Origin of the sequence: Flammeovirga yaeyamensis (assembly GCF_018736045.1) — a bacterium.
Lineage (GTDB): Bacteria > Bacteroidota > Bacteroidia > Cytophagales > Flammeovirgaceae > Flammeovirga > Flammeovirga yaeyamensis.
Genome location: NZ_CP076133.1, coordinates 2,103,096 through 2,121,076, shown reverse-complemented (window position 1 = coordinate 2,121,076; position 17,981 = coordinate 2,103,096). Strand labels below are relative to the sequence as shown.

At 36.5% G+C, this 17,981-nt stretch carries 9 protein-coding genes; 7 read left to right on the top strand and 2 right to left on the bottom strand.

Annotated elements, in window-relative coordinates; genetic code table 11:
* Positions 1-33: 33 nt before the first annotated feature.
* From KMW28_RS28090 to KMW28_RS28060, 7 genes are all read left to right on the top strand, one after another.
* Positions 34-3,033 carry a SusC/RagA family TonB-linked outer membrane protein gene (locus KMW28_RS28090; protein WP_169666715.1) on the top strand — a complete coding sequence of 1,000 codons (3,000 nt, stop codon included), beginning with the start codon at positions 34-36 and terminating at the stop codon, positions 3,031-3,033.
* 10 nt (positions 3,034-3,043) lie between these two features.
* Positions 3,044-4,582, top strand: coding sequence for a RagB/SusD family nutrient uptake outer membrane protein (locus tag KMW28_RS28085; RefSeq protein WP_169666713.1), 1,539 nt, complete (start codon positions 3,044-3,046; stop codon positions 4,580-4,582).
* Between the two features lie 72 nt (positions 4,583-4,654).
* Positions 4,655-7,033: a glycosyl hydrolase gene (locus KMW28_RS28080; RefSeq protein WP_169666711.1), complete on the top strand. Its 2,379-nt coding sequence runs from the start codon at positions 4,655-4,657 to the stop codon at positions 7,031-7,033.
* A gap of 79 nt (positions 7,034-7,112) precedes the next feature.
* A complete protein-coding gene (locus KMW28_RS28075; RefSeq protein WP_169666710.1) occupies positions 7,113-9,560 on the top strand; it encodes a glycoside hydrolase family 2 TIM barrel-domain containing protein in 2,448 nt (815 codons plus the stop codon).
* A 70-nt stretch (positions 9,561-9,630) separates the two neighbouring features.
* On the top strand, positions 9,631-10,914 hold the full coding sequence (locus KMW28_RS28070; protein WP_169666708.1) for a family 16 glycosylhydrolase: 1,284 nt from the start codon (positions 9,631-9,633) through the stop codon (positions 10,912-10,914).
* 143 nt (positions 10,915-11,057) lie between these two features.
* Positions 11,058-12,455, top strand: a complete 1,398-nt coding sequence (locus tag KMW28_RS28065) for a sulfatase (RefSeq protein ID WP_169666705.1) — start codon at positions 11,058-11,060, stop codon at positions 12,453-12,455.
* A 200-nt stretch (positions 12,456-12,655) separates the two neighbouring features.
* Positions 12,656-15,001 (top strand): glycoside hydrolase family 95 protein, encoded by a 2,346-nt coding sequence (locus KMW28_RS28060; RefSeq protein WP_169666703.1) that lies wholly within the window; start codon positions 12,656-12,658, stop codon positions 14,999-15,001.
* A 167-nt stretch (positions 15,002-15,168) separates the two neighbouring features.
* Here the strand turns inward: KMW28_RS28060 and KMW28_RS28055 are convergent, their stop codons facing one another.
* Positions 15,169-16,221, bottom strand: coding sequence for a hypothetical protein (locus KMW28_RS28055; protein WP_169666700.1), 1,053 nt, complete (start codon positions 16,219-16,221; stop codon positions 15,169-15,171).
* A 488-nt stretch (positions 16,222-16,709) separates the two neighbouring features.
* Positions 16,710-17,981: a carbohydrate binding domain-containing protein gene (locus KMW28_RS28050; RefSeq protein ID WP_394369919.1), complete on the bottom strand. Its 1,272-nt coding sequence runs from the start codon at positions 17,979-17,981 to the stop codon at positions 16,710-16,712.

Sequence of the window (17,981 nt, the reverse complement as noted above, 5' to 3'; positions counted from 1 at the left end):
CAACAGAAGAGACATCCTTTTCGACTATTGCTTATGCTAAGCTTATTCTTAACGGGATTTCATGTAAACGCTCAAGATCGAATTCTTTCGGGCGAAGTTAAAGATGAAACTGGACTTGCACTTCCAGGGGTAAACATCAAAATTAAAGGAACGAACACAGGAACAATTACCAATTTTGAAGGTAAGTTTAAACTTGCTGTAGATGAAAATGAAGTAGTCATTTTCAGTTTTATGGGATTCGAGCAACAAGAGATTGAAGTAGGTACTAAAGATGTACTGAATGTTGTTTTAAAAGAATCAACAGAATTGCTTTCAGAAATTGTGGTAGTAGGTTATGGTACGCAAAAGAAAGAAAATTTAACTGGTGCTGTAGGTGTGGTTACCCCAGATAAAGATGTGGGAAACCAAGCAGTAACCAACACCGAGTCTTTATTACAAGGTAGAATTGCCGGTGTGCAATTAACTCAGTCAGGTGGTAAGCCAGGTGCAGGTGCTGAGATCACAATTAGAGGTAACGGTACGTTAAACGATTCAAGTCCTTTGGTATTGATCGACGGTGTACCGGGTAGTATGCAAGACATCTTACCTTCTGATATCGAAAGTATTTCTGTATTGAAAGATGCCGCATCAGCTTCTATCTACGGTACTAGAGCAGCAAACGGTGTAATCTTGGTAACGACAAAATCGGGTGAAGCAACAGAGAAAATTAAAGTAAACTACAATGGTTATGCTGGTTTACAAAAAGCAACGGTTCTTCCTGATTTCTTAGATAGCTGGGATTACATGACTTTGAAAAACGAAGCGAACATGAACGCAGGTCGTACACCAATTTACTCTGATGAAGAAATTGCAATCGCAAGAGATGGTAGCGATCCATACCGTTACGGAAACACCGATTGGGCTGACGAAACGTTTAAAGACGGTGCGTTCTTTATGAATCATCAATTGTCGTTATCACAAAAAGTAGGGAAAACACAATACTTGGCTTCTTTGGGTTATTTAGACCAACGTGGTATCATGTATGGAACATCTGCTGAGAGAATCAACTACAGAATCAACTTGAAATCAGATTTAGGTAAAGGATTCAAGTTTGGAACGAATTTCTTCGGTGCTATCAAAAAATCGGAGGAGTCGGCAGATACAGACGACCAAGGTGTAATGCGACTAATTGCTAATTCATCACCTTTAGTGCCTGTATTTAATCAAGACGGATCTTGGGGATCAGCATCAGGGAATCCTTACGAAATTAATACAAAGAACCCTGTTTTCTATGCTACTGAGGCGAGTAGACAATACAACAATTCTAATAAGATGACGATCAATCCTTATTTAGAATTTAATCCAGTGAAAGGTTTAACTTTCAAAACGAACTTCAGTTATTCGTTTACTCAAGGATTCAATAAGGCACATAAATATAATTTCCAATTAACAGATAATGATGGTAATGATTCTGATATTATTAGAGTGCAAAACTCTTTACAAGATATTGGAAATACTTACGAGACTATTCAGTGGGAAAATACTGCTAATTACAATAAGAAATTTGGAAAACATAACATCAATTTGTTAGCAGGTACAACAATGAACTCTTATGCACATAAATGGACAAGAGTACGTGTAACAGACCTACCAAGTAACGATTTAACGGAGATTGGATCGGGCACTAACCCAATCGTAGCAGGCACTTTTAACGAATCGAGATTACTTTCTTTATTCGGTAGATTCCAATACAACTACGACGATAGATATTTAATTGAGGCGAACATCAGACAAGATGGTTCTTCGAAATTCCCTCAAGACAATCGTTTTGCGTTGTTCCCTGCATTATCTGCCGGTTGGATTTTCTCTAACGAAGCTTTCTTGAGTGGTGCTGAATTCCTATCGTTTGGTAAGTTCAGAGCAAACTGGGGTCAGTTAGGTAACGATAAAATTGGTTACTATCCTTATTCTCAAACATACACACCAACAGACGGTTATCCGTTCGATGGATCGACAATTACTAACGGTGGTTTAGCAGTAACTGATTTAGCCAACCCAGATATTAAATGGGAAACAACGACCTCTTATGGTGTTGGTGCAGACTTCGGTTTCTGGGATGATATGTTGACAGTAACAGCAGATTACTTTGTAAAAGATACAGATGATATCTTGCTTAAACTTCCGATTCCAGGGGCAACAGGTGTAGGTACACCAGCTTTCCAAAATGCAGGTCGTGTAAAGAACACAGGTTGGGAATTAGCAGTAAATCACTACAATAAAGTAGGCAACTCAGGTTTTGAATATAACATTGGTTTCAATGTGACGAATATCAAAAATGAGATTATTGATATGCAAGGTGAAACGCAATATATCAATAACCGTCAAGTAAACATGGAAGGCCAACCTATCGGATCATTCTATGGATACAACAATACAGGGATCTATAGAACAGCAGAAGATTTAGAGAAATATCCTTATATCGATGGTCAAACTCCTCAATTAGGCGATTTGATTTATGAGGATATTAACGGTGATGGTGTTATTGATGACCAAGACAGAACTATTATTGGTAATCCTAATCCAGAATATATGTACGGTATTAATATCGGAATGGCGTATAAAGGATTTGATTTGAAATTATTCTTCCAAGGTGTTCAAAATGTGGATATCTACTCATCAGCAACAGGTCATCACAGTGGTAGTGGCAACAATTTGATGAACTGGACAACAGATTGGATGGACCGTTGGACTCCTGAAAATCCAAATGCAGAATTCCCAAGATTGGGTAATGTAAATAACGAGCAGACCTCATCGTTCTGGGTAGAAGATGCTTCTTACTTAAGACTGAAAAACGTAGAGTTAGGGTATAATTTCAATGAGAATGTTTGTAGAAAATTGAAGATACAACAACTTAGAATTTACGCCAACTCAACGAACCCTCTAACATGGTCACAAATCGACCATTGGGATCCTGAAAGATATGCTAGACAATCTAGAAACGAAGCATATCCTCAAACAACTACTTTAACTTTTGGTACAAACATCATCTTCTAAACGTATCATCATGAAAAAAGCAATCATCGCTCTATTAAGTGTAGCAAGCATGTCTTGTAGCGACTTCCTAGACTTAAAAGATAATAATACATTAAATCAAGATTCTTTCTGGAAAACAGAAGAACACTTGGACTTGGCTGTAACAGCTGCCTATGAAAGTTTAACTCCTGAAGAACTTTACGGAAGAGGTATTCGTGACCTGGACTGTATTAGTGATAATGGGTACAACGAATGGACTTGGATGAAATACTGGGACATTAGTGTGGGACAGCATAACCCGGCAACAGATCGTATTCAGTGGGTGTTTAACGATAACTACAAAGGTATTCGTAGAGCCAACGAAATCTTAGACAATGCACCAGGAATGGGTATTGATCAAAAAGCCAAAAATACCGCTATTGGTGAAGCACTTTTTCTAAGAGGTTTATTCTATAACAACTTATCAATGTTGTTTAACAATGTCCCTTTAATCTTGAAAGTGGTATCTCCGGCAGAAGCACGTATTGAGAAAGCATCTAAAGAAGAAGTGGTTGATCAGATTATCCAAGATTTAACGGAGGCGATCGAATTACTTCCAGACAAAGGAGAAACTGTTGGACGTATCAATAAATATGCGGCATTAGCACTGAGAGCAAGAGTATATCTTTACAATCAGCAATATGAGAATGCAATTAAAGACTGTGAAGAAGTAATCAACTCGGGTAAATACAGTTTATTGGATGATTATCAATTACTATTCTCAGCAGACGGTCAGAATAGTGCAGAATCGATTTTTTCTGTTCAATTCGTATCTAACCTAAAGTCGGGAGAGAAGTTTAGTGGTACTTACAAAAAGCAACCTCAATCTCATTTTGGGGTGTTGCCTAACCTAGTACACGATTTCTATACTAAGAATGGACTTAGAGCAGAAGACGATCCTGATGCTACTCCTTTCACACATTGGACAGATGAAAAAGGGGTGCCAAAATCGGCTGCTGAATTAGAAGCAGAAGGTAAAAGTATTTTCGATTATTGGGCTGAATTTGCAAACAGAGATCCTAGACTAGATCACTCTATCTTAAGAGGTGGAGAACCTTGGGTAGACCAAGACAAGTGGGATAACTCAGTAAAAGCTACTCGTTACGGTATTCAAAAATATATCCGTACTGAAGTAGGACAGTACGAAGATGGCGATCGTAATTTCATGATTCTAAGATATGCTGATGTTTTATTGATGTATGCAGAAGCGAAGAATGAATTAAGTGGACCATCGGGTGATATTTATACTGCACTTAACCAAGTGAGAAGAAGAGTGGGTATGCCTGATTTTGATACAAATTTAGATCAGGATGCATTAAGACAAGAAATCCGTCACGAAAGAAGAGTCGAATTGGCATTCGAAGGTTTAAGATACTTTGATGAATTACGTTGGAGAACTGCCAAAGATGACTTTGAAAATAAAGTAATATTCCACGAGAGAACCTTTAATGAAAGTAAGCATTATTGGTGGCCATTACCACAAACAGAAATTGATAGAAACCCTAACCTTACTCAAAACCCTGGGTGGTAATCATTCGAATTCATCTGACTAGAAGCTGTAAAAGGCTTCTAGCTCAGAAACTTCACTCTTAAAGATATTAGTATGAAAAAGAAATTATATAAAATAGCATTTTTGATTCCAATGTTGGCTGCTTTGATAAGCTGTGACTTGGATGATATGATTAACAATAGACCGAGTGCTGGCGATAAAGAAATTGAGCCGGAAGTAACATTTGGTAAAAAAGGATATGGACAGACTTTAAAATCACCAATTTGGAGTAATTGTGTCTCCGGAGTTCTACCTTATTGGCATTACTCATGGGGTAACGATTATCCAACAGATTTACCCGATAACGTAGAATTTGTTCCAATGCTTTGGGGACGAAATGATGTAGCCGGAAAAGTAGAGAAACTTAAAGTAATGGCTGCAGAAGGCAAAATCAATTACTTATTAGGATTTAATGAGCCAGACAAAGAAGATCAGTCACATATGTCAGTAGAAGAAGCGATTGAACTTTGGCCTTTATTAGAGTCTGTTGGTGTTCCATTAGGATCTCCTGCTCCTGCAAGTATGTCTTCAGGTTGGTTAGACGATTTCATGAATCAAGCGAATGCAAAAGGATTAAGAGTAGATTTTATCTGTATGCACCGTTATACGGATTCTATTGATCCGAATAAATGGATGGAAGCTTTTGAAAACGCTCATAATAAATGGGGTTTACCGGTTTGGATTACAGAAATGGGCTTGGCGGATTGGACAGCGGCTACTCCCGAAACAAATAAACGTACGAAAGAACAAGCGTATGACTTGATGGCTGAATTGCTACCAATGATGGATCAAGCTCCCTATATTGAAAGATATGCATGGTTTGATGGCGGTCGTGCTAAAAACCAAGCTGCCTTACATATTTCTGCTATCTACGAGCAAAATTCTGATGTATTGACAGAGCTAGGTGTTTTGTATTCGGAACACGATGCCAACCTTAAAACAGGTGGTGGAAACGGAGAAATTCCAGAAGCAGGAGATTATGGTTTAATCGTAGATGGTGGTTTTGAATTAAGAAATGCAGATGGTGCTTGGGCTGGATATGACAACGGCTTCACTGAAGAAACTGCTGCTAGAAAAGGTACAGTTGTAGGTAAAATTCAAGCGGATAAAAATGGAGACGGTGGTTCTATGCTACAAGCTATTGAAGTTGAACCAAATACGGTATATGAATTTAGTTATTCGACAAAATGGGCTGAACAACCTGATGGAACGATAACAGTTCAGGTACAAGACAGAACACCTGATTCTAAGCCAGAGGCAGGATGGGAAAGACTTTATGCAGAGCAAATCTCTACAAGTACAGATTGGGCAGATGTTAAATCAACTTTCACTACAGGTCCAAATACCACAACTGCTTATGTAGTCTTCTATAAAGGAGGAACAAACGATAATACCAATGCTGGTTTGACAGTACTTTATATTGATGAAGTATCGGTATTTAAAACGGATGAAGTAGTAGATCCAGGTCCAGATGTAAAACCTGTTCCAGATTCTGGATTAATTACAGATGGAGGTTTTGAGAATGTTACAGCTGGTCCACTACCAAGTGATGGAACTCCATGGTATGGTTTTGATGGAAGCTTTGTGAAAGATATTGCAGGTGCACATACAGGTGAAAACTATGCTGTATTGGCCATGGATAACAATCAAGATGGTGCTTTCTTGAATCAAGTGGTGAATGGTGTAAGTGGAAATAAAATTTACACGTTAGATCTTCATACAAAATGGTTGGCAGCACCAACAGCAGCAGGTGTTGTAAAAGTATTTGATGTAACGGGAGGCGGAAAAGTAGAATTATTAAATGGTAATTTTGCTTCTGCAACAGATTGGATGAAGAGCACTTTAACTTTCGAAACAAAAGAAACAACAACTGATTTAAGAATCACGATTATTAAGCCAGGCGGAGAGTTTGAAAACACAGTACATATTGATGATGTGTTGTTATTTGAAACAGGTGATGTTGCACCTCCTCCAGTAAATGATTTAGTGAAAGATGGTGATTTCGAAAACCTTCCTGCAGGTGCTTTAAACTTAACATCAACTCCATGGTCAGGTTACAATTCTGGATCAGCAGATATAGTAACTACAGCCTTAACGACACCCTATGAGGGAGATCAATGTGCAAGATTGAAAAAAGACGATGCGTCGATTATTCAAACTATTGATGTTGAAGCAGGTAAGACTTATGTTTTCTCAATGTTTACAAAATGGGAAGATGGTCCTGGTAAAGATTTGAAGTTTACGATTAAACCATCAAATGATAATGCAATAAAACATCAAGAAACTATTGCAGAAAGTACTTCTTGGTCGGAAACAACATTTGAGTACACCGTTCCTGCGGGACATACATCATTGACTTTCAATATTTACAAAGGTAAAGATACAGCGGGAGGATTTTTCCTATTGGATAATGTATCTGTTATAGAGAAATAAGAATTGAATAGAGTAGGTGGACAGTATGGGCATTGATCTCAATGCCCGTACACCACTGTACTAATATAAAGCACTAAATATGAAAACGAACGACTTATTTTATCTCATTTTAGTATTTTTTGGATGTACGTTCGGTTGTCAAAAAATTGATAAGATTGATAAAACAGACAGAGAGGTAACTCGCTTAACGGATCAGTGGGAATTTCAATTTCAAGATACTTTAGAGAATGAATGGACCACCGTAACGGTTCCACACGATTGGGCGATTTCCATGCCTTTTGATAAATCAATTGATATGCAAGAGGTATTGGTTTTGGAAGATGGAGAGAGAGTACCAAAATTAAGAACAGGTAGAACTGGAGCATTACCTCATATCGGAAAAGGCTTCTATAGAAAGACACTTCAGTTTTCTAACCAAGATAAAGGGAAGAAAATATTTGTTCAGTTTGATGGAGCAATGAGTCATGCAAAAGTCTATATAAACAAAGAGTTTGTAGGTAGTTGGCCCTATGGTTACTCCTCATTCGAATTTGATATTACACCCTATATTAAATACAATAAAGAAAACTTATTAGATGTGCATTTGGAAAATAAACCATTATCATCAAGATGGTATCCGGGTGCAGGTATTTACAGAGATGTAAGAATAGTAAAGACGAATCCTGTATATGTAAAAAACTGGGGAACATTTATCACTACTCCAGAAATTACATCATCAAAAGGAAAGGTGAACATTAAAACTAATGTTCAGAACGATTCAGATCAACCTAAAAACATTGAGATTATTCAATCCATATTCTATAAGAATGAAAGAGTAAGTTCTAACACAAAAACTTTGAAAATGGGTGTGTCTGATCAAGAAATCGAAATGAATCTTGAGGTAGTATCACCAAAACTTTGGTCGATAGAAACGCCTAATTTATATCAAGTAGTGACTCAAATAGCGGTAGGAGATGAGATTGTTGATACCTACAAAAGTCAATTTGGATTTAGAACCATCAAGTTTACGAATAATGAAGGCTTCTTTTTAAATGGACAGCATGTGAAATTTAAAGGCGTATGCTTGCACCATGATCTTGGTCCATTAGGAGCAGCTCACAACACTTCTGCATGGAGACATCGTTTGATGAAAATGAAAGAAATGGGAGCGAATGCGATACGTTCAACTCACAATCCATCTGATCCAAGCTTAGTACAATTGGCCGATGAACTAGGTTTTTTATTTGTCGCCGAAGCATTTGATGAATGGGAGGAGGCAAAGACAGAAAATGGCTATAACAAACTCTGGCATGAGTGGGCTGAAAAAGACTTGGTGGCTTTAATCCATCGAGATAGAAACCACCCATCTTTAATCATGTGGTCAATTGGAAACGAGATCCGTGAACAAAATAAAGAGGATGGGTACAAGAATGCTCAATTCTTAACGGATATTGTTCATAGAGAAGATCCTACAAGACCATCAACAGCAGGTTTTAATAACTATAAAGCAGCCATCGATAATGGTTTGGCAGATGCAGTGGATATTCCTGGTTGGAATTATAAGCCTAATAAATATAAGGTGACCCATGAGAAACATCCAGAATGGAAAATGTATGGAAGTGAAACGGCTTCTACAGTTAGTTCTAGAGGTGAATACTTTTTCCCTGCTAAAGAAGGGAAACATAAGATTCGTCCAAGTTTACAGGCCAATTCTTTTGATATGGATTTTCCAAATTGGGCACAAACTCCTGATAGAGAATTTAAGGCACAAGAGAACAGTGAGTTTATGATGGGCGAATTCGTTTGGACAGGTTACGATTATCTCGGAGAACCGACACCCTATAACGAAGAGTGGCCAACGAAATCGTCTTACTTTGGAATTATAGATTTGGCAGGGATACCTAAGGATCGTTTCTATCTTTATAAGAGTCATTGGTCGGATGAAAAAGTATTGCATCTATTACCACATTGGAATTGGAAAGAAGGGCAAACGGTAAGTGTACATTGCTATACGAATTACTATAAAGCAGAACTTTTCATAAATGGTAAAAGCATGGGGGTGAAGTCAAAAAATCCATCAAAATTATACGACACGTATCGTTTACGATGGGACGACATCACTTACCACGCAGGAGAAGTGAAAGTGGTTGCACTTAATGAAAAAGGAGAAGCTATTGCAGAAGAAGTAAAATATACTGCAGGTCAGCCACATCAATTAAAGATTGAAGTTGATAGATCTGAGGTGAAAGCAAATGGAGAAGAAATCGTCTATGCTACAGTTTCAGTTTTAGATAAAAATGGAGTGCTGTGTCCTAGAGCGAATAACTTGATCACATTTGATATTGATGGAGAGGGTACAATTCGTGCAGTTGGGAACGGAGATCCGACTTCTCTAGAATCATTTGTAGATCATCAAAGAAAAGCATTCAACGGAAAATGTGTGACTATTTTACAATCTTCTAAAACAGAAGGAACCATTACTTTAAAAGCAAACTCAGCTGGACTTGTTTCGGCTGAAGTGATTGTAAGTTCTAAAAATTCGATTTAGAGTGTTTATTCCGAGGGGCCATGGCCTCTCGGTTTAATTTATTATAACCAACTACCAAAACAACAATTGTATGAAAAATGAATTTTACTTTCTAACTATCTTATTCCTTATTTTCGGCTGTGCAAAAGACAACAGTCAAGTTCAAAAAGAGGAAAACGTAATTAAGCACCAACCTTTCATTGTTGTTAGTAATCAGAAAACGATTGACTTAGGAAATGAATGGATTGAGGTGTGGTCAGACGAATTTGATGGTACATCTTTGGATACCTCAAAATGGACTAAAACGGTGAGTACTAAATCAAGGGCAGCACGACCGGAATTAGGAATTAAATCTTGGTTCTGGGTAGAAGATCATGCTTGGCTAAATGGAAATGGTCAGCTTGTTCTGAAAAGCTCGAAGGTGACGACCGACAAAATGTATTGTGGAAGTGTAGACTCAAGAGGGAAATACGAACCCAAATATGGTTACATGGAAGCAAGAATTAAAATAGCAGATACCTCAAAGGGGAATCATACTGCTTTTTGGTTGCAAGGACAGCAGCAAGGAAATGTTGATGGAACAGGGAATGATGGTGCTGAAATTGATATTTTCGAATCAGCATGGACTTCAGATTATACTAAATCGGTGATTCATATTGATGGTTATGCCGCTGATCATAAAGCGAATACTAAGAAATACGACACACCAAATATTCATGATGGTTATCACATTTATGGTTTACTTTGGGATGAAAATAAATTGGAAATTTACTACGATGGGGAGCATAAAGTCACTTATGAGGGAATTTGGGTACCTCAGGTAAAAGAGTGGCTTTGGTTATCTGTTGGAGCAAGTTTTGGGGATGGCGATTTTGTCTCTCAACCTATCGGTGATTTATCAATTGCTGAGGTGGATTATGTGAGAGTTTGGGAAAGAGATCCTCTTTATCAATCGCCCAATACTTCTGATATTATCCGATTAAGAAACAAAGAAAGTAATTTCTATTTCAGAGTAAGAGGTGAAGGTGATGATGTAGAAGTACAGCAAACCGACAATTCAAGAACTGGTGATTGGACGCATTGGAAATTGGTGGAGAATATGGCACCCTATTATTATATCAAAAACGAAGGAACACAGAAGCTGATAAGATCATTAGTAAATGAGAACAATGCACAAGTTTATACAAAACCTTTGGAGAATACAGGGTCTTGGACGCAGTGGGAATTTATATATGTAGGAGAGGGATACTTCTTGATAAAAAACAAAGAAACTAAAAAATACCTGAGAGCATCTTCATTATCCAACGATTCACCAATAGTACTTGGTACCGCAACAGATAACTATGCTCAATGGAAGATAGAAACGTTGGAATAAACGTATCAGTAAACATGGTTTGTCGAATTTGTTTCCCTAATTGACGAATTTGTACATATGAATTATGTATGATTTTTTCAATTTGCCTTCACCAGAGTTCGACAACAAATTGAACTCAGGTATTAATTAAAAAAGTGGAAGAAATGAAAAAGTGGATTATTAGTTTTATGCTTTGTGTGTCTACATTATCTTATGCACAGAAAGAAAAGAAACCTAATTTTATAATCATATTAGCAGACGATTTAGGTTATGGAGATGTTGGCTTTAATGGTAGCAAACAAATTAAAACTCCTGAGATTGATGCCTTAGCAAAACAAGGTGTTCAATTTACTCAAGGGTATGTGTCTGCTCCAGTATGTGGTCCATCGAGAGCAGGTTTAATGACCGGAAGAAATCAAGTGAGTTTTGGTTTTGACAATAACCCTATTGTCGATTTACCTCAATTTGATCATAACTATATTGGAGTTCCTGTTGAGGAAACGACCTTAGCAGATCGATTGGCAGAATTAGGTTATGTAAATGGTTTAGTTGGGAAGTGGCATCTTGGTGAAGCCGATCAGTTCCATCCTTTAAAAAGAGGTTTCCATGAATTTTGGGGATATTTAGGTGGTGGACATAATTACTTCCCCAATAAAGCAGATGGTTCTCATTACCCTAATAAAATTGAGTGTAACTATAAGGAACCTCAGCCGATAACTTATATTACAGATGATAAAGGGGATGAATGTGTTGATTTTATCAAAAGACATAAAGACGAACCATTTTTCTTATTCGCTTCATTCAATGCACCACATGCACCTTTGCAAGCGACTAAGGAAGATCTAGCTTTATATTCTCATATTAAAGAAAGAAAACGTAGAACATATGCTGCCATGATTCATCGTTTAGATGTGAACGTTGGGCGTATTATGAAAACATTGAAAGACCATAAGATTGACGATAACACTGTAGTCGTATTTTTAAGTGATAATGGTGGACCTTGTGATCATAATGCATCAATCAATGCTCCTTTAAATGGACAAAAAGGAATATTACTAGAGGGAGGTATTAGAGTTCCTTTCGTCATTTCTTATCCGAAACATCTGAAAAAGGGAACCTTCGATCAGCCCGTTACATCTTTAGATTTAACACCTACTTTTGTGAAATTGGCAGGGGGAGAAATTAAGAAGAACGATAAACTAGACGGTGTAGATATTATGCCTTATCTTTTGAAGGAAAAAGAAGGCGATCCTCATGAAACAATGATGTGGCGTTTTACGATCAGTGCAGGCATCAGAAAAGGAAATTGGAAACTGATTCGTCTTCCAGATCGTCTACCAATGTTATTCAACCTAGATAATGATATTTCCGAACAACATGATGTCTCTTCTGAACATCAAGATTTAGTGATTGAAATGCTGAAACAACTTGGTCAATGGGATATTACAAGACCTCAAGTATTGTATTTAGAGGGAAGTAGATGGCGTAAAAATCAAGTCGAACTGTATGATGCAGAATATCAACTTGAACAACCTGAGGCGGCAAAGCGTAAGAGTAAATAATTGAGGTTGAATCATCTATTTTTCTACTAAAATACTGGTTTCAGTTTTATTCAGATTTACAAAAAATGGGCAGTAATAATCATATTATTGTCCATTTTTATATAGTAAAAAAACATTGATTTCTAAAGATAATTTTAGAACTTAGATGTCGGAACGAACCAATATTTTTTGAGACTAAATAATAAATAAACTAAACCGAAATGAGATATTACTTACATTACTTCACCTTATTTTTCTTGTTATCAAGTCCTGTCTGCTGGGCACAAGAAAACAATACATTACAACTCCTATATTTTGAACCCGCAGAAGATTGGGAATCGGAAGCCTTACCCTTGGGAAATGCCTTTATCGGAAGCGTGTTTTTTGGCGGGATACATCAAGAACGTATTCAATTTTCAGAGGGAACCCTCTGGGCAGGTGGTCCTGGAAGTAACGAAAACTATCAATTTGGTATTCGTGAAGGAGCATGGAAACATCTTTCTGAAGTGAGGAGACTAATTGACGAAGGTAAGTTAAATGAGGCACATCAATTAGCTCAGAAAGAGTTAACGGGAGTGACTAATCATAATAAAGAGTATTTGAGTGATTTTGGTGATTATGGAGCTCAACAGACGATGGGTGAACTCTTTATAACAACCAAACACTCTGATAAAGTAGAAGATTATCAAAGAGTCTTAGATATAAAAAATGCTGAAGGTACGATCACTTATAAAGTAGGGGAGAATACTTACCAAAGAACGTATTTTGGTCATTATCCATCAAAATTGATGGTGTATAAATTTGAAAGTAAGCTACCGGAAAATTACACTATTCAATTAGTATCACCTCACACTAAAGTGAAGGAAACTTGGAAGAAAAATACCTACTCTTTCCAAGGTGAAGTAAGTGATAATAAGATGCTATTTGAGACCTGTTTGAAATTTGATACTGATGGTAAAATCAGTTTTGATAATGGGAAGGTTGAAATCACTAAAGCTACTTATTTTGTGATGTATCATGCGGCATCTACCGATTATCTAAACGATTACCCAACATATAAAGGAAACGATTTTATTAAGGAAAATACAAAGAGTTTACAATGGGTAAAAGGGAAATCGTATGAGACCATTAAGGAGGAACATAGAGAGGATTATAAAAACCTTTTTGATAGAGTCGATTTGCATTTGGGTGATGACGAGTATATCGGAATGTCAACCAAACAAAGACTGTTACAATATGCATCTGGAGTAAAAGACCTTTGGCTGGAACAATTGTATTTTCAATACAGTAGATATTTAATGATATCAGGTTCAAGACCTGGAAGTATGCCTTTGCATTTGCAAGGAAAATGGAATGATAGTACGAACCCTGCGTGGGCTGCAGATTATCATATGAACATCAATCAGCAAATGTTATATTGGCCGGCTGAGGTGACCAATTTGAGTGAATGCGAAGAACCATTAAATGATTATATCGAAAGTTTAGTCGAGCCTGGAAAGAAATCGGCCAAAGAGTTTTTTAATGCGAGAGGGTGGACGGTAAGTACGATGAACAATCCATTCGGATTTACTTCATCGGGCTGGGGCTTTCCTTGGGGCTTTTTTCCTGCTGGCGGAGGGTGGATTTCTCAACATTTATGGGAGCATTATGCTTTTACACAAGATAAGGAGTATCTGAAAACTCAAGCCTATCCTATAATGAAAGAAGCAGCTTTATTTTGGGTGGATTATTTAACTGAAAACGAAAATGGCTACTTAGTTTCCTATCCTTCTTACTCTCCTGAACATGGAGGGATTTCGAAAGGAGCATCGATGGATCATCAAATAGCGTGGGATTTATTTTCGAATTGTATTACAGCAAGTGAGATCTTAAAGATAGATCAAGATTTTAGAGAGGAATTGCAACAATTAAAGGATAAGATTGCCCCACCAACCATTGGATCCTGGGGACAATTGCAAGAGTGGATGGAAGATGTAGATGATCCAAAAAGTACACACAGGCATGTGTCTCACTTATATGCCCTTCATCCAGGAAATCAAATCACACTAAATAAAACACCCGATTTAGCTGAAGCGGCAAAAGTAAGTTTAAATGCTAGAGGAGATAACGGAACAGGCTGGTCGTTGGCATGGAAAATCAACTTCTGGTCACGATTAAAAGATGGAGACAGAGCCTATAAATTATTTCAACGTTTGCTTTACCCAGTAAAATTTGAAGGAATAAAAAGCAAGGGTGGGGGAACCTATGCCAATCTATTTTGTGCACACCCTCCGTTTCAATTGGATGGAAACATGGGAGCAGCAGCAGGTATTGCCGAAATGCTATTACAATCTCATGAAGGTAACATAGAGTTACTTCCAGCCTTACCATCTACTTGGGAAAATGGTTATATAAAAGGGTTAAAAGCCAGAGGTGGTTTTGAAATTGATGTAGAGTGGGAGAAAGGGAGGTTAGTGAAAGCAATCGTTAAATCATCAAATGATAAAGAGGTGAAGGTAATGTATGCGGGAAAACATCAAATAGTGAATTTGAAAGGAGGAGAACCTTTTGAAGTAAGCTTCAAATAAAAGAGTATTTGATCATCTATTAATAAAAAATAAAAGGGTATCTCATAATTTAATAAAACCTCGTATCATAAGCCCTAGAATTAGTTCGGTTTATGATACGAGGAACATAGATAAATGAGTCAACCTAAGAATTTGAGGACCTAAGCTAGCGTAGCTTTTGTTCAACACTAGTTCTCACAAATTATCCTTTTAATTTTTTTCTCTTTGCCCTTACCTAATCTATCTTGATCTTGAGTAGTAACATCGAATTTTCCTCCTCCTAAGTGTGATTGATATACATCATAACTTAATCGATAAAATTTTCCCTTAGTGTCCTTCAATTTGAGCGTTGTTGGTAACCACCTTGTTAAAATCTGACCTGTTTCAGGATGCTTATATACATCCCAAGCATTTAGTTCTATTGAAGCATCTACAACTTCGTAGTCCCAATAATTAGAATCAATAAATTCTTGACCTAAAGTTATGATTTCTTTAATCAGCTTTTCATCATCCATTTTTGATTTTGGGAACGATAAAAATGGTCCCTTAATCGCATCATCTATAGCTTCTTTTGTGATTATTACTGGTATTGTTCCTTCAGCAAAGACGATCTCTTGATCTTTTTTAGGTATATGAGTTAAAACTATTTCTACTTTTAAATCTAATTTTCCTGGTACCAAGTTACCATCCTCGTAAGCTTGTATATATAATTCTCTACTTGCTTCTAAAAATGATTTAATATCTGCTCCTTTAATTGGTCTTTTAGTGAATTGAATTCCTCTAAATACAGCATACCTAATAGAAATATCATTATACCATTTAATTTCTGTACCATTAAGTGATAATCTATAATAAGGCCATTTATGAATCCTATATCTTCCATCTCTTACATCAAGACCATATTTACTGTATTCTAGATCAATAGTATTATATTCATCAGGGTTTTCCCCATGATGAGATAAAACGAATAAATTATCCCCAAAAATATATTCTTCAATATATGTATTATTATCTTTATTTAGATCATCGTCTGGCTTGTTAGAAAATGTAATTTGATAAGGCTCTGTTATCCGTTTTGAATAATTATCTCTTTTCTGATCAGAAGAAGTTGTTTTAGTACCTTCAATTGCACTATTTAATTTTTTTACGAGTCTACGTCCCAATTGGGCTTGAGTAGTTGTATTAAATGTTACAATTAAAGAAAAAGTTAAAAAAAATAGGTTAGCTGTTTTTAGTTTCATGGTATTAATAAATAAAAAAATTAACTTTTAGTATCAAAAAGAAGCTTTACTCATTACTTCTAAAACAGAATATTGAAAATATATTTATTCAATTTCTTTAAAAAGTAATATCTTATTTTGATAAAAGTACTGAATAATAGGGTTTTTGAGACTAATAGTTTGTATTACAAATTTAAAGATATATATATAATTTCACTTAATAGATTATATATAGTGTAATATTTGTTAACACGTGCTTAGTGTTATACTACTTTGTAAATTTGAAAAATGGCATATATCGAACACCAATGTGGGAGAAAAGGAAGTTGGTTTAAGTAGTCGAAAATCATCAAATGATAAGGAGGTGAAGATAATATATGAGGGAAAACATCAAATAGTGAATTTGAAAGGTGGAGTTCCTTTTGAAGTAAGCTTCAAATAAAAAGAGTATTTGATAATCCATTAATAAAAAATAAGCCCTGACATATCGCCAGGGCTTATTTTTTATATTATTTCAATATGATCTTCTTCACTTTTATATTACCCAACTCATTCGTTACACGAACAAGATAAGTTCCTTTTTTCAAGTGAGTTAAAGACAATGTCGATTCATCTTTAACATCTGCTTGTAGAACGACTTGTCCTAATATATTGATGATTTCCACCGACTTTTGACCTTCCCAATTGGAAGCATTAATAGTAATGATTCCATTAGATGGGTTAGGGTAAATCTGCACTTCATCTTGATTAGGGTAGAGTGATAAAGTAGTTGTTCTTCCTCCTGAAGTAGGTGTTTCATAAAGGATAGCGTTATCTAAGTAAGCAGATTGAACCGCTCCTTGAGGTCTCCATAAGTACACTTTTACTTCAGTTTGGTTATTTCCTGTTGTAAATGTTACTTCATGATAAGTATACCTCGTATTATCTATATAATTATTGGCCATATTCTGCTTATTCATATCATCTACACCCAATACCACACTCGCGTTTTGTGGGTCTTCAACTTTAACATATCCAGCAAAAGTGTAAGTGGTATTTGCTTCAACAGTGACTGTTTGATTTACTGATGCAGGACCTGTTAATTTAGCGGCAGTTCCATCGTATGCACCACTTGTAGATGCGACCACATTTTGCCATGTATTCCAGTGGTTTAATCCATTTTCAAAATCGCCATTAAGGAAAGTGGAGATACTTGAAGGTGACACAGTTACTTGTGTAGTCGCTATAAATCCACCATCTTCAGTAGTCGCAGTAATAGTCGCTGTTCCGATACCTTCTGCGGTCACAACACCATTGTAAACTGTGGCTACAGCACTATTGTCACTTTTCCAACCTACATTTTTATTTGTAGCAATTGAAGGAGAAACATCCGCTATTAATGTCAATTTATCATCAACGAATAGAGGAGATGTTTGTGATGAGATAGAAACTCCAGTGACAGCAATATCACCAGCAGGGATTTTAAATAACTCGATTTGATCTGCTTTTACCGTGGCTCCATCACTAGGTGGTAACCAAACAAATACCTTTACCGAAGTATTGCTTCCAGTCTCAAATGCGATTTCATGACGCGTGTATGTTCCTGTGTAAATATCTTTAGATTCAATTTTTTTATTGTCACTATCATTTACTCCTAAAACGACTCTTTTCGAAGTATCGCTAATTTTTACGTAAGCGGATAAGATATAATTCGTATTAGGTTCAACAGTAATCCATTGATTCACTGAGGCTTTATCGACCATTTGTACAGCATTATCACCTTCATAACTATCGGATACAAT

Excerpts from the sequence above, each read along its gene's own strand:
- KMW28_RS28090 (WP_169666715.1), top strand. The coding sequence starts at position 34 with ATGCTAAGCTTATTCTTAACGGGATTTCATGTAAACGCTCAAGATCGA.
- KMW28_RS28060 (WP_169666703.1), top strand. The coding sequence starts at position 12,656 with ATGAGATATTACTTACATTACTTCACCTTATTTTTCTTGTTATCAAGT.
- KMW28_RS28075 (WP_169666710.1), top strand. The coding sequence starts at position 7,113 with ATGAAAACGAACGACTTATTTTATCTCATTTTAGTATTTTTTGGATGT.
- KMW28_RS28055 (WP_169666700.1), bottom strand. The coding sequence starts at position 16,221 with ATGAAACTAAAAACAGCTAACCTATTTTTTTTAACTTTTTCTTTAATT.
- KMW28_RS28065 (WP_169666705.1), top strand. The coding sequence starts at position 11,058 with ATGAAAAAGTGGATTATTAGTTTTATGCTTTGTGTGTCTACATTATCT.
- KMW28_RS28080 (WP_169666711.1), top strand. The coding sequence starts at position 4,655 with ATGAAAAAGAAATTATATAAAATAGCATTTTTGATTCCAATGTTGGCT.
- KMW28_RS28070 (WP_169666708.1), top strand. The coding sequence starts at position 9,631 with ATGAAAAATGAATTTTACTTTCTAACTATCTTATTCCTTATTTTCGGC.
- KMW28_RS28085 (WP_169666713.1), top strand. The coding sequence starts at position 3,044 with ATGAAAAAAGCAATCATCGCTCTATTAAGTGTAGCAAGCATGTCTTGT.